Origin of the sequence: Streptococcus urinalis 2285-97 (genome assembly GCF_000188055.2) — a bacterium.
Lineage (GTDB): Bacteria > Bacillota > Bacilli > Lactobacillales > Streptococcaceae > Streptococcus > Streptococcus urinalis.
The window spans coordinates 1,486,745-1,501,350 of sequence record NZ_AEUZ02000001.1; the positions used below are offsets into that span (position 1 = coordinate 1,486,745).

A 14,606-nucleotide genomic window follows, 5' to 3' on the forward strand; every position below is an offset into this window, starting at 1 on the left:
TTTTGGGTATGAAAAAAGCACCTCCGCATTTGGAGATGCCTCATGCTATATTCTTTTTAGCTTTCCAGAATAGTCTCAATCAAATCTCGAATGGACGTCACCGAAGAGTGATGTTCGATATCTTTTTCTTCAAGTGAATAAGCATAAACACCAGTCTCGTCTGACCAATAGGCCACAGCATCATTCTCTGAAAATTCCCCTGCAGAAACTTTACCACTTAACTCAGCTACGATTTTCTCTTGAATTTCTTGAATCGTCATATTAAAACCTCGCTTCTTAATAGTTCTATTATAGTTCTATTTTAACTCTAAATTCTAACTTTCGGTCAAAAAATCAATGGCTATTTATTAAATAATTTAGCCCAATTTTGCTTTGAATTCATAATACGAGCAACGTTGACAGTGTGTTGCTCTATAAAATAAAAAGCAATATAGTTTTCGATAGGCATATAGCGATAGATTTTACTATCGTCAGTCAATTGACCATAACCACGACTTGATACCAAAGGACAAGCCTCAGGAAAAGTTTCTAAGGTTTCAAGAGCAGATAATATTAAATCAATCTTCCCATCTGCAGATTGTTGGCTATAAAAGTTCACCAAGATATAGTCATGGATATCCCTTAAGTCTTGCTTTGCTTGGTCGGCAAGAAGAACCTGATAACGTTTGTGATTAGTCAAGACCAAATTCCTTTCTGACATCAGAGAGTGCAGTTACATTGCCCTCTAGGATATCTTGATGTCCAAGTAAAATCTCCTTTTTCAAATCTTCAAAGGCGATTTGATACTGAGATTCTGTTAGATCACTAGAAACGAATTCTTTTGCATCAACTGCCCCTGTCGCAATTTTGCGGAGAGCCGCATTGAAAACATCAGAAAGAGTTAGCTTTTCATCTGCTAGAATTGCTTTGGTTTGTTGGTAAAAGGCAGAATCTGCTCTAAAATTGACTGGTTGAGTATTTGCCATAATAAAGACCTCTTTTGTAAAGATGATTTGTATTTACACTTTATCAAACTTCTCTTTATACGTCAACTAAAAACTTAGGATGCCTCTCTCATCATAGACACTACCTTCATCACCTTGGTGGCGAATACAACGGTCAAGCCCCATGATAAGAGCCACAATACCGTCAATCTTCTCAACGGATTTTTCCTTGTCTGGCTTGATATTGCCAGCAGGGTCTTGTCGCATAACCACGTTTTGTCCCATCCATTTGAGAACTGGATGACCTCCGTGTTGGATTTTCCCTTCCATCATGAGCTTGTAAAGTTCCTTGGATGGTGGACTCATATCCTTATAGCCTTGTCCAAAAGGCACCATGGTTAAGCCCATTCCCTCAAGATTCTGAACCATCTGGGTCGCATTCCAGCGGTCATAGGCAATCTCCTTGATGTGGTAGGTTTCAGAGAGGTGTTCAATAAAGGCTTCGATGAAACCATAGTGAACAACGTTTCCTTCGGTTGTCTTGATGTAGCCCTGCTTTTCCCAAACATCATATAAGACGTGGTCACGGCGACATCTCAACTCCAAAGTATCCTCTGGCAACCAAAAGAAGGGCAATATAATATAGTTCTCCTCACTATGTCGTGGTGGGAAAACCAAGACAAAGGCTGTAATGTCAGATGTGCTCGATAAGTCAAGCCCTGCGTAGCAATCTCGCCCCCTAAGAGCCTCATAATCTATTGGGACGTTACCTTTTGCATAGACATGTTCAGGTATCCAAGCCACACTGGAACTCGTCCACATATTGAGACGGAGCTGCTTAAAGACGTTCTCCTCTGCTGGGTTATCAAGTGCCTGTTGGTAGGCTTCACGAACACGGTCAATCCCAATCGTGTGACCAAGTGAGGGGTTAGCTTTCAGCCAGTTGGCTTCGTCATTCCAATCATCTTCATCAGATAATCCATACACGACTGGATAAAAGGACGTGTCCTTCTTTCGACCTTTAAGAATGTCAAGTGCCTTGGTATGGAGTTCATAACAGATGGAGTTTTTATCTGTTCCAGCTGTTGTGATGATGAAAAAGAGGGGTTGTTCCCTAGCGTCACCTGAACCTTTGGTCAAGACATCATAGAGATGGCGATTGGGTTGGGCATGGATTTCGTCAAAGACTAGTCCAGACACGTTGAGTCCGTGTTTGGTTCCTGTCTCAGCTGAGAGGACTTGATAGAAACCAGCGTTTGAATAGTTGACTATCCGCTTGGTTGCTCCCATAATCTTGGAGCGTTTTTCAAGTGGTCGGCTCATGAGAACCATCTGTTTAGCAACGTCAAATACAATAGAGGCTTGGTTGCGGTCACAAGCAGCACCATAAACTTCCGCACTGGCCTCATTATCAGCGTAAAGTAGATAAAGAGCAATTGCCGCGGCGAGTTCAGACTTGCCATTTTTCTTTGGTATCTCGATATAGGCTGTTAGAAACTGACGGTTACCATCTTCCTTCACTATCCCAAAGAGGTCACGAACAATCTGCTCTTGCCACGGCAACAAATCAAACTTCTTACCTGCCCACTTGCCCTTGGTGTGGGCAAGGTTATTGATAAAAGTCACTGCCCTATCTGCCTTTGACTTGTCGTAATGAGAAGTCGGAAGCATAATAGGACTTGGTTCATAATGATAGGTCAGAGAATACCTCCTAGCAAAACTTCCATCTCATCACCATTACCAACCTCTGCATCCATAGTCGCCAAACGGTTACGGGCTGAGGGGGTCAGACCGAACTGTTCACAGAACTTTAACATAATTTTTAGGTTCGTTTGACTAATGGATACTTGTGGAACTTGTTGGAGGTAACCATTAGGAGTTTTGATAATCGAACCATGCTTGGATAAAAATTCTTCTGCTTCCTTCCAACGAGCATAGGCTTGGCAATACCCGGCAAAGGCCGTCATGTCCATCTCCGTTAATAGACCCATCTGTTCTAGAATTTTACCCATCCGTTTCCATTCCTTCTTGGCATCGTCTTCGAGCCACTGTGGGCAACGTGGGGCTTTCTGTTTGGGTTTAACCTCATTTGATGGTAGAGGCCGCTTTCCAGGATTTCCTTCAAGTATTTTCAAATTGGTAGGCTTTGGTTTTCGCCCTCTAACTGCCACGGTCTCACCTCCTTTTTTCACAAGAAAAAGGCTTCAACAGAAACCTTTTAGTTCTTAACAACACTTTCAATCTCTTCACGAGATAACTTAACACTAGGTTCTAAGTTATGGTAATGACGTTCATCTTCAAAAATATCAATGTCCGTTTTTGCAGTAGGACTAGTCATTAAGCTCAAAACCTCATCGTGTGATAAGGGGACGGCTTTCTCATCACTATCAAAAACGTACCCATTGTACCCCTGTCTCAGATAGTTGTAGAGGCCTTGAATAAAGCCTTCACGGTCAATCTCAACCTTGACTACATAATCAATCCCATATAAAACATTCAAGCTCTGCCCATTGTCCCAAGAGACAATGAGTGAACCAATATCATCCACATCAAGTACCGTGCCAAGCGTCCCTACTGGAACTGGGCGAGGGTCGTCCATATGAACAAGTCTTACCCTTGTTCCATTTGGATAGGACAATTTGATTCGTTTCAAAAGTTTGTCGTTCATTTTATGCTCCTATTGTTTCAAATGCCCATTTGACTGCGTTACCTTGGTCTTGGAAGTTTCCTTCTTCTTGGTAAATGCGGTCAAATTTTCTTTCAAAATGGCTGAAGTGGTCAAGGCTGTCTGTTGTTTCGTAAATATCTACACTAACGCCTTTGTAACCTGTGTAGGCAACAATCACCCAATCCTTGTAAGGAATGATACTTGCGGTTGCTTGGTAGTAGCCGTGAAGTCTTTCAAGTGTTGCGGTTGTCATGGTTTTGTTCTCCTCTTCTTTTGTTGGTTACATATTACCTCTAAAGGAGACTGATATCCAGTTAATTCTGCTTATTTTTACAAATTATTTCGGAACTTTTTGGGCTTCTAAAATAGCTCTGCCAATGGCATAAACAACAGTAACGGTCACCCCATTTCCAGCTTGTTTGTAGAGCTAGGCATCTGAGTTAACTGCTTCAGCTTTTTCAAACAAGTCATCTGAAAAGCCTTGGAGCCTGAAACATTCTCGTGGGGTGAGCCTTCTGATTTTAACCACTCGACCGTTCCAGACAACCGCTCCCATCTGTCCACCACAGGAAAGGTTATGAGCGATGCCTTTTCCTACCCTTGCTCGCCTAGTAGGTGATGCTGGGTAGGACAGGTCAACGGAGTCACCAACCTCTGCGACTTGGTAGCCCTGCTTTGTCCCATTTCTGACCTTGATACCTTCAAGAACACCATGGCGGTCTTGAGAAGTCAGAGTAAACATTGGCTCATCCTGTTCCTTGAGTCGTCGTCCATTTTGACGTTTGATGACTCTATCTGGTGTCAAAATTGGTTGAACCTCAAGGACACCTGAGTTCATTGCAGTCCGTTTTGTAGCTCCTGATGTATAGCGTGCCGTGATGTACCTTGCTTCATCAGTTAACTTAGGCTCTGTTAGTGACTGGTCAATCAGATAAAGACCTGTCTTAGCTCCTAGTCCCCCACCCTCACCAACAAGGGTTGTGGCAATGCCACTAGGGTCGTAGACACGGTAGCTTTGCATACCACCTACAAGTTGCTTAAGATAGCTACCGCCTTCTCCACTGAGAGGTAATACTTGTCGTCGACCTCGACTTCTAAGATGTCCGAGAGTGTAGATGCGTTCTCGGTTTTGGGGAACACCGTAGTCTTTTGAGTTGAACACTTGCCATTCAAGGTCGTACCCTGCTTCATCCAAGATAGAGAGATAATCGAGATAATCTCGTCCCCCGCCACTTGATAGAAGTCCCTTAACATTTTCAAGGAGAACCCATTCGGGTTTATCTTCTTCTTTTTGGCTTTTGATGAGCTCAACAAATGTAAAAAAGAGTCCACTTCGATCACCGTATAGGCCGGCTCGCTTTCCTGCGATAGACACATTTTGACAAGGGCTTCCCGCAGTCCATAAATCTGCTTTTGGAAGTTGTGTGGGGTCAATGCTTGTGATGTCGTCATGAAACCATTCTCCTTCTGTATCGTACATTGCTTCATAGGATTTCCGTGCAAACTTATCCTTTTCACAGTAACCAAGGCAGGTCATACCTGCCAACTCCAACCCACGACGAAAGCCACCCACTCCTGAAAAGAAATCAAGAAAGGTTAAGGTCATGCAATCACCTCACTTTTATTCACTAAAGAATACGCTTGATACTTCACGCAAATTGATTCAACTTTATGTCGAAGCCACATTGGTGCTTGAGGGACATCATTATATCGACCATATTCACCAAAGAGTAGTTCCATACCGACATTTCTAGCTTGTGTAGCCTCTAAAAATGTATCGTAATAACCAAGATGGACCTCCTGCTGAGATATTTTTATTCTTGCACGATATTTATTTCTCGGTCGATAAAAGCTAACCCCCGTAACTCCAGACGTGTTATTTACTTGCAGTCCTTGATTAATTTGATTTTGCTGATGAGTACAAAACCTAATATTTTCAGAGCGATTATCCAATGTATCAAGGTTGATATGGTCTACTTCTAAACCTTCCCTATGTCCAAATAAATAACGATGAAGATAATTGCCTCTTGTACAAATAATGTACGATTTAGAATCTTCATCGTTATTTTTATTTCGATAAAAGTTTACATCTGCAATCTTTGAAAAGTTTTCCTTATCAAAAATAAACTGTGTTCCATCTTTTAAAGTTCCTGTACCAACAGAGCCTATAAATGAATATTGAACATTAGACATCAGGATGCCCCCTTCTGTAACAATGCTTCATCAAAACTAATCGTTTCTCCCTCTCGAATTACAGTTACGTTAGCTTCACCAGTCGACTCCATGTAGCGTTTGACAATGACATCCACAAACTTTTCATCAAGCTCAATGCCATAACAGACTCGACCAGTCTGATCTGCTGCCATGAGGGTTGACCCTGAACCAAGAAAGGGATCAAGGACAAGTGTCCCTCGCATGGATGAGTTTTGGATAGGATATGCCATAAGCTGAATCGGCTTCATGGTTGGGTGGTCTTTACTAGACTTGGGACGGTCATATTCCCAGATAGTTGTCTGCTTACGGTCACTGAACCATTGGTGTCTTCCCTTTTGTCGCCAACCAAAGAGGCAGGGTTCATGTTGCCATTGGTAGGGACTGCGTCCTAGAACCAGTGAGTTCTTTTTCCAAATGCAACAACCGCTCAGATAGAAACCAGCGTCCTTAAAGGCCTTACGGAAATTCAGCCCTTCCGTATCCGCATGGAAAACATAGATTGAAGCATCAGCTTCCATGTGACTTTCCACTTGCGTGAACATGTCATAGAGGAACTGGTAGAAATCACCGTCCGACATATTGTCATTTTGAATTTTACCTGCCGTCTTTTCAACATCGCAATTATACGGCGGGTCTGTCACAACAAGATTGACTTTCTTATCACCTAGTAGTTGGTCGTAGGTTTCTACCTTAGTGGAATCACCACAAATGACTCGGTGTTTTCCGAGTTGCCAGATGTCCCCACGTCTTGCGACCGTTGGTTTCTTCAGCTCCTCCTCCACATCAAAGTCATCTTCAGACAAGTCCTTGTCATGGACATTGGAGAGAATATCATCAATCTCTGGTGGTTCAAAGCCCGTCAGGTCAAGGTTGAAGTCTGACTCTTGCAAGTCCAAAAGCAAGTCTGCTAGAAGCTGGTCATCCCATTGACCAGTAATTTTATTGAGGGCAATATTCAGTGCCTTTTCATCTTCCTTGGACAGAGAGACAATGACACACTTAGCCGTTTCATACTTGAGGTCTTTAAGAACCGTCAAACGTTGATGTCCACCAATGACCGTCAAATCTTCGTTGACAATGATGGGGTCTACATAGCCAAACTTGAGTAGGCTTTGTTTAATCTTTTCGTACTCCTTATCACCCTTCTTCAATTTCTTTCGAGGGTTATAAGAAGCAGGTTTTAAGTCACTTAGGGGAAGTTCCTTAATCTCCATGTTGGGTTGCGTTATCATTCCTTACTCCTTTTCTAAATCGATAATCAATGTAACAAGGGTGTCCACAGAACTTCCTTGTTGGATTGGCATAGGATAAAAAAGACCTGTTACAGTTGTGACAAGTCAATTCATCGTACGCAGTTTTAGTTTTATCGTGTTGGCTTTGATTGTCTCTCCACCAAATCGCTCGGCAGCTATTTGAGCAGAACTTTTTAGGTCTGCCTTGGACAGCATGGTGTAACTTTTTCAGGCAGGTCTTACAATAAATATGTTCTCCTTCATCAAGCTGATACTTGACGAACTGCCCCATTCCTTTTAACTCTGGGTGTCTACGACAATATTGCTTGACCGAACCAAGAGACAGATTTAACATTTGAGCAATGGTACCATAGCCAAATCCATCTCGCCTAAGTTTCCAAATGTCTCGACGCTGATTATCGTTCATTTTTTTTCCTCCAAGAACTAAAAATGATTGATTTCTCTATTTTTCATGTATTTACCCCTTCAAAAACAGGCTAAAACTGACACTAGCAAACGATACTTACCCTGCTAGAAAGATTGACACCATAATGGTTCAATGCACTTTTTATCTATTTTCAGTATGCCCCTAACGAATTTTGCGAAAATGCACGTTTGAGGGGGCGTCGGTCTTAGTTTCCCAAGAGTTTAGAGATTTCATCCTCCCTACCCCTCTTCTATCCCCCTTCTTTTTGGTTGCAAATGTTAAACATTAGTGATACAATTAAAGAAACTGTAGGAGGATACTAAAATGGCTAAAACAGCTAACATTAATCTACGCATTGAACCCAGTACAAAAGCTCAAGCTGAATCTCTCTTTGGTAGCTTTGGTATTTCTGTTACTGACGCTATCAACATTTTTCTCAATACTTCTATCATGGAGGGCGGGTTCCCTTTTCAGATTAAACAACCTCGTTACAACCGAGAGACTGAACTTGCCATGGAAGAAGCACGCCAAATCATGGAAGGAAAAGTAACTACTAAATCCTATGCTTCTGTATCAGACCTAATGGCTGATCTAAATGAGGACTAAGTTATGTTACAACTCGTTACGACCAATCAATTCCGTAAAGATGTCAAGCGTGCAAAAAAGCGTGGACTCAACCTCAAGAAATTAGAAGCCGTGTTGGACCCATTACAGAAGGAAGAAACTCTCGATGAAAAACACAGAGACCATGCCCTTGTTGGAAATTATATGGGATTTAGAGAGTGCCACATTGAACCTGACTGGCTTTTAGTTTATGCCATAGATAAGGGACAACTTATTCTGACAGCATCAAGAACTGGTTCTCACTCCGACTTATTCTAACTCATCAAAGTCACTTTATGCGAGTGGCTTTTTTCTTATGGTTCAATATCTATAAACTTGATATCGGTCAGTCGTCTTGGTCTTTCTATCGTGACAAGATTTACAGAGAGCTTGCCAGTTGGATTGATTCCAAAAAAGATCTTGGTCTCCTCGGTGAGGAATGATGTGGTCAACCACCATTGCCTTGGTTAACCTTCCTTTAGCTTGACAATAGACACAAAGTGGATGCACCTTGAGGTAACGAAGCCGTGCCTTATTCCAGCGAGCGTTATAACCCTTGGCTTTGGTTGATTTGACATCCAGTACGTAGTTACTTTTGTGGTCATCACAGTATTTGTTTCCATAGGACACAAGATTCGGGCAACCGTTCTGCTTACAAGGGGTGCTTGGTCGACGTGGCATCTTACTGCTCCCAAGGAAGATAAGGCTTGGTGAAATGCCCAAGGCAAGTGGTCTTGGTGTAGTCCACGTCCAAGAGGTTCAGCTCCTTGATAATCCCTTGTGGGGTTAGGTCGTAGCGTTCACGAACCACTCCTACTAGTTGTTCAAGAGGATAATCACTTGTCCCAAAGGTGTTCACATAAACACCAACTGGTTCTGCCACACCAATGGCGTAAGCCAGTTGTACTTCACAACGTTTAGCATAACCTTCACGGACAAAGTCCTTGGCAATCTTCCGTGCCATGTAGGCGGCTGAACGATCGACCTTGCTTGGATCTTTCCCCAAGGCAGGGTGACCAAGGTTGGTTAACTTTTCAAGCACTCGAGTCGCAAGCACATAAGGAAGTGGTAAGAACTCAGGGGTTTCATCGGTCGCATAACCAAACATAATCCCTTGGTCACCTGCACTACCCTTATCCACACCTTGAGCGATGTCTGGGCTTTGAACTCCAAGCAAATTCGTCACCATGACATCTCTCATGCCATAAGGTTCCAGGACTTTTTTGACAATCCCTTCGAGGTTAAAGTAGTACTTTGTTGAGACTTCTCCTGCAACAACCACTTGGTTATCTTTGATTAAGGTTTCAACCGCCACACGGCTGTTCTTATCGTGCTTGAGACATTCCGTCACAATAGCATCTGAGATTTGGTCACAGAGCTTGTCTGGGTGTCCACTTGATACTTGTTCACTGGTAAAAATCATGTTTTCCTCCACGCAAAAAGCCCAACCCTTGTGGGCTAGGCTTTAGTTTATTTTACTGATTGTTGGCCTGCTTCCTAGGCTCGCTCGAGTGCCCTTTTAATTCCCCAAACCGAAACATCGTAGAAATCGAGGTTATCGCTCCAGCGTTGTTCCAAGGTTTCAACTTGTAGTTACTCTTGAGCAATCCTTGTAAAAATCACATCCAGTTTTTCTTGTTGGCGTTTTGTCATGTTGATGACCTCCTCTTGTTTTTGTAGGTGTATATTACCGTACAAGCGGAAGGTTATCCAGTTATTACTGGGACATTTTTTATCTTTTTTGACACTTACAATTCTACCACAAATTTTTACAAAGGGAGTTCAGACATAGTTCAATGTTAGTTCAACATGAGTTCAGCATCAGTTCAAGTTAAGTTCATATATAGTTCAACTGACAAGGGACAACCCATCTTGACGAAGATTTGGCGAATATGTTCCAATAACTTTCTACGCCAATTATGAACCGTTCCACGGCTAATGTGAAATTCCCTCATCAAACTATCCCAATTACACTCTGGCTTTAACATTTCTTGTGCAAACTCAGCCAGGTCATCCTTAAGAAATCGAATAGCCATCTCAAAATTATCAAGGTCATTTGCCAGTCGTATATATCGTTGAATCAAATCTGCTAAGAGCTCTTCATTTTCCTGAATCATCTTGTCACGAAAACTTAGGGCTATCACCTCTGAACGTTGATTTGTCGGAGTAGAGGTGACTTTAGGTTCATCCGACCGTTCGAAGACAAGTGACCCAATCACTTCATTCTCAGTCACAGGCTTAAAATTCTCCAAGCGATACTTCAACATTTCCAAGTCCCCCTTGAGTTCATTATAATGCGTTAGGATATATTCCGCTTTATCCATCCGTTCCTCCTACTTGTGCTTTGACGGATTCAATCAGCCGTGACTGTTGAGCATCTTTGTTTTCCAGTGCTTTGAGGATTTCCTCGTCAATAGTGCCTTCCGCTACAATATGTTGAATGACCACTGTTTCTGCTTGTTGCCCTTGTCGCCACAGACGAGCGTTGGTTTGTTGGTAGAGTTCCAAAGACCAAGTCAAACCGAACCAAACCAAGTGATGACCGCCCTTTTGAAGGTTTAGACCATGTCCGCTACTAGCTGGATGTAATAAGCCGACAGAAATTTTCCCCTTATTCCACTCACAGATATCCTCCTCAGTTTTAAGGACTGTACCATTAACCTTGAGTTTTGCCAAACGTTCCTCGATACGCTGAAGGTCATGTTTGAACCAATAAACAACAAGAACTGGCTCACCGTTGGCAGCTTCAATGATATCTTCCAGAGCATCGATTTTCTGGTCATGTAGGCTCACCACTTGATGGTCATCTGAGTAGACGGCACCATTTGCCATCTGCACCAGCTTATTTGAAAGGCTTGCCGCATTGGCAGCTGTCACTTCACCGTCTGCAAGGTCTGCAAGTACGTAATCTTTCTTGAACTGCTTGTAATCAGATTTTTCTTTGTCAGTAAGATAAACTAGCCTCTTGGTCGATATCAATTCAGGCATGTCCAGATAATCCATAGCTTTCATGGAAATGGTGATGTCGTCAATCTTGTCATAGATTTGACACTCCGCATAATCCATTGGGATATACTCGTAGACAATATTGCCGTTCCTACGACCCTCGTCAAAGTATCGACTACGGTATTCTCCGATGAACCGTCCCAAACGTTCCCCACCATCAATAACCTTGAACTCTGCGAACAAATCCATAAGTCCATTTGAACTCGGTGTACCAGTCAACCCAACGATACGTTTCATGTAAGGACGCATGGCCATGAAGGCCTTAAAGCGTTTGGACTGCCAAGATTTGAACGACGAGAGTTCATCAATAACCACCATATCCCACTTGAAGTAGGGGCTACATTGTTCCACCAGCCAGGGGAGGTTCTCACGGTTGACAATGTAGATGTCCGCATCTTTTTCAAGAGCAGCTCGCCTTTGTTTTGGTGTTCCCACAATCTTGGCATAGCGGAGGTGTCTTAGTTCCTTCCACTGCTCAATCTCATCACTCCACACCGTGTTTGCGACACGAAGGGGCGCAATCACCAAGACCTTTGAGACCTCATAACGGTCAAACATCAGCTCGTTGATGGCTGATAAGGTTGTGGCAGTCTTTCCCATCCCCATGTCTAGGATGACTGCCGCATAAGGTGTCCTTATGATGAAGTCCTTGGTGATTTCTTGATACTCATGTAAATTCAATTTCATCTAGCACTTCTCCAATCTTCTCAATACTGTCAAGCACATGAACCTTGAAGCCCAATCGGTCAAACATCCTGTGCCTTGTCATTTGTAACAAGCGTGGCTTTCCGCTAGGGGCTTTTACTTCCACCATGCCAAAACTACCCTTGGGTAAAAACACCAACCTATCTGGAACTCCGGCAAACGAAGGCGACACCCATTTGGGACAAATTCCACCACGCTTTTTCACTTCACTCACTAACTTTCTCTCAACAACTTTTTCTCGCATAACAATCCTTTCGTCAAATTGAAGTGTGGAGGTATAGTACAGTCATTTCTAAAACTCCTCTTACAGGCTTTTTTATAGTAATTTTTGCTTATAGGATAGTTTTAGAAAAGACCATAATAGACCTACACAAAATCAAATGATGTTAGTCGTGCTAGTCCTTTTGACTAATCTGTTCTAATGATTAGAGCTCATAAATTCTTGTCATCAGGTCAATGACTAGCACACCTAAAATCCCTCCCCATCTCCCTTGTGGAGGTAGGACATGGAAAATGATGGTCACTAGTCTAGGAAATCATAGTCATCATCAACCAATTTCAAACCTAGAATGAGGTTGCCTTTACTGGTACGTTTACGTCTAAATCCTGTCTGATCCAGGGCAGAATAAAAATCTGTCGTGCTGCGCGTGTACTCCATATTTTTGGCACAGTAGGCACGGTACTGACTGTAGAGTTCTCCAGATTTTTCTGTCAACTGGTTACCAACTTCGCAACAGTCACTAAGGAAGTGCCCTAACCAATCATTGGCTTCTCGGTAGGCCTTAACGGAATTCGAGACGGCAGCTGGAATCCTTGTCTTGAAGTTTGCCTGGATGGCTTTTTCTGCCCCTTCAATAATCCAAGACATAATAGCTGGTGCTGCATGGTCGTACAAATAATCCGCAAAGTTCTTGATATCAGAGCGACCAGTGATTTTGGCGTTAAAAGGAATAACCACCAAACGTCGCCAAGTACCATCATCGTTCGCTCCCACTTTAGGCAAATGATTGGTGTAAAGAACTAGCGTATGTGATGGCACAAAGTGGAAAGGATCCTTGTACTTCTTCTCAGCTTGGATTTCATCCGTTGAGGTAATCTGCTTCACAACAGCCGTATTAAGTCGCATCCCTTCTGCCATCTCAGAAGCAATTACGAGACGCTTCCCTTTAAGCTCCGCAAGCTCAGGACTCACGTTTCGCTTGTTAGACATGGTTAAGGCATCAGCCGATAATTTCCCAGAGTAGCTTCCTAGCACACGAGCGATGGTATTCCAAAAGGTAGACTTGCCGTTTGCGCCACCACCATAGGCAATAATCATATGTTCCTGATAAACCTTACCGATTGCGGCCATTCCAATGATTTCTTGAACATAGTCAATCAATTCTTGGTCGTTACAGAAAAAGGTAGCCAAGGTTTCCTGCCACAAATCGTGACCTTTGTCACTAGGAGAGACTGCTGTCATTTTAGTAATGTAGTCATCTGGATTGTGAGCTTGTTGCCCTTTTGTTCCTTTTCGCAAATCATAGGTAGCTTTAGGAGTGTTAAGCAACATGTCATCACTATCCAACTCTGATAATTCAACCGTAAGCATAGGCTTGGCTGTATTGTAAACAGCCATTAAATTCTTATAGTCACGGTGTTTCATGACAAATTTGTGGAACTCTTTAGCCACAAGATAGGCTTTGAGATATTTCAACTGTAGAGGTGTCTCAACAGCATTTTCTAGACGTTTCCCTCCTGCCTTGATGGTCATGTCATCAATACCTGAAGATTGAAGTTGTTTCTCTGTTGCTTCTAAAAAGGTATTTGCTTCCGCAAGTTGAGCATCGGTAAAGTGTACAACCGCCCCTAATGCTAGCTGCTTATTCTCACGCCAGTGTGTTCCATCGTAGAAAAGATAGTCTGTCGCATTGGTGTAGGCTAGTTTATTGGCATACTCTCTAGCAAGAACCCCAGCTTCACCAACATCTGAATAGTCATCAGGTTTTAGTGATTCCCTTTGAAACTCTTCTGGTGACTTATAATCTTTGGAGTTTTTGATGGTTTTGTTATAAAACCGAACAGCACTTCCCCAAATGGTGGCAAGCTCCGCCTTCTCAAGAGGGGGAACACATTTGAGAGCTTGTTCATCAAAGCCGTCTCGTGCTTCCTTTGTAACACCTAATCGCTTAAGAATCTTCGCCGCAAAAACTGACATGGTTGAGTTACGGCTACCTTCAGTGATTGGCCCTGTTGGTGGCTGATAGAAATCTGCATCAAAGTCCTCTTCATCATCTGAAGTCGTCGTAGCATCGAATAAATCCTCATCAATGGTCAACCAAGAGTCGTGCCATAGGACTTGTGCGTTGGGATTTCCAAAAAAGAAACGGGCCGCATCCTTGGCATTGGTATCAAAGAAACCATAGTGATTAACAAGTTCTTCTTTTAGTAAGGCATAGGTGTCTTTATCCGTGACTTCATTGATTTGGAAGTAGATATGGAATTTTGGTCTCGCAGCCTTATCTCCTTTTTGAACCATATGGTTTCGACTGGTCACTAAAGCAAAGTTGTAATCCGCAAAGAGTTCTTTAAGCAATTCCTCAGTTACCCACTCATCAGAGTTGTCCGTATGGTCATTATCAATGTCCATGACCAGTACATCTGAGGTGATGAAGTTGGCATTGGAGCGAGTGTTGTTTGTAAACAAGCCAGCCACATGGTCAAAGAGTGCTACCTTTTGGAGAGTTGTTTTGTCTGAAATCATTACTTGATGAGGATAGACCGTTGTCGTTTGAATACCCGTCTGTCCTGAATGAGATAAGGTAAATTGCATAAATCATAGCCTCCAT

18 protein-coding genes and 2 pseudogenes are annotated in these 14,606 nt (G+C 42.7%); 2 read left to right on the forward strand and 18 right to left on the reverse strand.

Translation table 11 applies throughout. From position 1 onward, the window contains the following. Nucleotides 1-56 precede the first annotated feature (56 nt). The 11 genes and pseudogenes from STRUR_RS07560 to STRUR_RS07610 all read right to left on the reverse strand — a co-directional run bounded on the left by STRUR_RS07560 (nt 57) and on the right by STRUR_RS07610 (nt 7,464). A complete protein-coding gene (locus STRUR_RS07560) occupies nt 57-260 on the reverse strand; it encodes a hypothetical protein (RefSeq protein WP_000155124.1) in 204 nt (67 codons plus the stop codon). An 80-nt stretch (nt 261-340) separates the two neighbouring features. Further along, nucleotides 341-679, reverse strand: a complete 339-nt coding sequence (locus tag STRUR_RS07565; RefSeq protein ID WP_000181406.1) for a type II toxin-antitoxin system RelE/ParE family toxin — start codon at nt 677-679, stop codon at nt 341-343. Then, nucleotides 672-965: a type II toxin-antitoxin system RelB/ParD family antitoxin gene (gene relB, locus STRUR_RS07570; RefSeq protein WP_000024185.1), complete on the reverse strand. Its 294-nt coding sequence runs from the start codon at nt 963-965 to the stop codon at nt 672-674. Before relB ends, STRUR_RS07565 begins: the two co-directional genes overlap by 8 nt. A 66-nt stretch (nt 966-1,031) precedes the next feature. Beyond that, nucleotides 1,032-2,624 (reverse strand): terminase large subunit, encoded by a 1,593-nt coding sequence (locus STRUR_RS07575; protein WP_025195231.1) that lies wholly within the window; start codon nt 2,622-2,624, stop codon nt 1,032-1,034. Then, nucleotides 2,621-3,094 (reverse strand): phage terminase small subunit P27 family, encoded by a 474-nt coding sequence (locus STRUR_RS07580; protein ID WP_003047244.1) that lies wholly within the window; start codon nt 3,092-3,094, stop codon nt 2,621-2,623. The genes STRUR_RS07575 and STRUR_RS07580 overlap by 4 nt, the downstream gene beginning before the upstream one ends. A gap of 47 nt (nt 3,095-3,141) precedes the next feature. After that, nucleotides 3,142-3,591: a DUF4314 domain-containing protein gene (locus STRUR_RS07585; RefSeq protein WP_003047243.1), complete on the reverse strand. Its 450-nt coding sequence runs from the start codon at nt 3,589-3,591 to the stop codon at nt 3,142-3,144. A gap of 1 nt (nt 3,592) precedes the next feature. Beyond that, the gene (locus STRUR_RS07590) at nt 3,593-3,844 is read right to left on the reverse strand and encodes an Nmad4 family putative nucleotide modification protein (RefSeq protein WP_003047241.1); all 252 of its coding nucleotides are present in this window, start codon (nt 3,842-3,844) and stop codon (nt 3,593-3,595) included. 84 nt (nt 3,845-3,928) lie between these two features. After that, nucleotides 3,929-5,197: pseudogene (locus tag STRUR_RS07595) on the reverse strand (DNA cytosine methyltransferase). Continuing rightward, nucleotides 5,194-5,784, reverse strand: a complete 591-nt coding sequence (locus STRUR_RS07600; RefSeq protein WP_000073292.1) for an HNH endonuclease — start codon at nt 5,782-5,784, stop codon at nt 5,194-5,196. Before STRUR_RS07600 ends, STRUR_RS07595 begins: the two are co-directional and overlap by 4 nt. After that, complete coding sequence (locus tag STRUR_RS07605; protein WP_006740451.1) at nt 5,784-7,037, reverse strand: site-specific DNA-methyltransferase; 1,254 nt, start codon at nt 7,035-7,037, stop codon at nt 5,784-5,786. Before STRUR_RS07605 ends, STRUR_RS07600 begins: the two co-directional genes overlap by 1 nt. Beyond that, the gene (locus tag STRUR_RS07610; protein WP_000999415.1) at nt 7,009-7,464 is read right to left on the reverse strand and encodes a hypothetical protein; all 456 of its coding nucleotides are present in this window, start codon (nt 7,462-7,464) and stop codon (nt 7,009-7,011) included. Before STRUR_RS07610 ends, STRUR_RS07605 begins: the two co-directional genes overlap by 29 nt. Nucleotides 7,465-7,788: 324 nt before the next feature. Between STRUR_RS07610 and STRUR_RS07615 the strand changes: the two genes are divergently transcribed. Further along, nucleotides 7,789-8,070 (forward strand): type II toxin-antitoxin system RelB/DinJ family antitoxin, encoded by a 282-nt coding sequence (locus tag STRUR_RS07615; protein WP_001140275.1) that lies wholly within the window; start codon nt 7,789-7,791, stop codon nt 8,068-8,070. Nucleotides 8,071-8,073: 3 nt separating this feature from the next. Then, nucleotides 8,074-8,346, forward strand: coding sequence for a type II toxin-antitoxin system YafQ family toxin (locus STRUR_RS07620; RefSeq protein ID WP_003047235.1), 273 nt, complete (start codon nt 8,074-8,076; stop codon nt 8,344-8,346). Between the two features lie 42 nt (nt 8,347-8,388). Here STRUR_RS07620 and STRUR_RS07625 read toward each other — a convergent pair whose 3' ends face one another. The 7 genes and pseudogenes from STRUR_RS07625 to STRUR_RS07650 all read right to left on the reverse strand — a co-directional run bounded on the left by STRUR_RS07625 (nt 8,389) and on the right by STRUR_RS07650 (nt 14,590). Then, a complete protein-coding gene (locus STRUR_RS07625; protein WP_001138026.1) occupies nt 8,389-8,748 on the reverse strand; it encodes an HNH endonuclease in 360 nt (119 codons plus the stop codon). Nucleotide 8,749: 1 nt separating this feature from the next. Then, nucleotides 8,750-9,490, reverse strand: a complete 741-nt coding sequence (locus tag STRUR_RS07630; RefSeq protein WP_003047233.1) for a methionine adenosyltransferase domain-containing protein — start codon at nt 9,488-9,490, stop codon at nt 8,750-8,752. 74 nt (nt 9,491-9,564) lie between these two features. After that, a pseudogene (locus tag STRUR_RS12125) lies at nt 9,565-9,720 on the reverse strand (DUF6900 domain-containing protein). A gap of 173 nt (nt 9,721-9,893) precedes the next feature. After that, entirely contained in the window at nt 9,894-10,391 is a 498-nt protein-coding gene (locus tag STRUR_RS07635) for a hypothetical protein (RefSeq protein ID WP_006738435.1), read from the reverse strand. Then, a complete protein-coding gene (locus STRUR_RS07640; protein WP_000773770.1) occupies nt 10,384-11,760 on the reverse strand; it encodes an SNF2-related protein in 1,377 nt (458 codons plus the stop codon). Before STRUR_RS07640 ends, STRUR_RS07635 begins: the two co-directional genes overlap by 8 nt. Beyond that, on the reverse strand, nt 11,741-12,022 hold the full coding sequence (locus STRUR_RS07645) for a VRR-NUC domain-containing protein (RefSeq protein ID WP_001208489.1): 282 nt from the start codon (nt 12,020-12,022) through the stop codon (nt 11,741-11,743). The genes STRUR_RS07640 and STRUR_RS07645 overlap by 20 nt, the downstream gene beginning before the upstream one ends. Nucleotides 12,023-12,301: 279 nt before the next feature. After that, nucleotides 12,302-14,590, reverse strand: coding sequence for a phage/plasmid primase, P4 family (locus tag STRUR_RS07650; RefSeq protein WP_003047231.1), 2,289 nt, complete (start codon nt 14,588-14,590; stop codon nt 12,302-12,304). Nucleotides 14,591-14,606 lie beyond the last annotated feature (16 nt).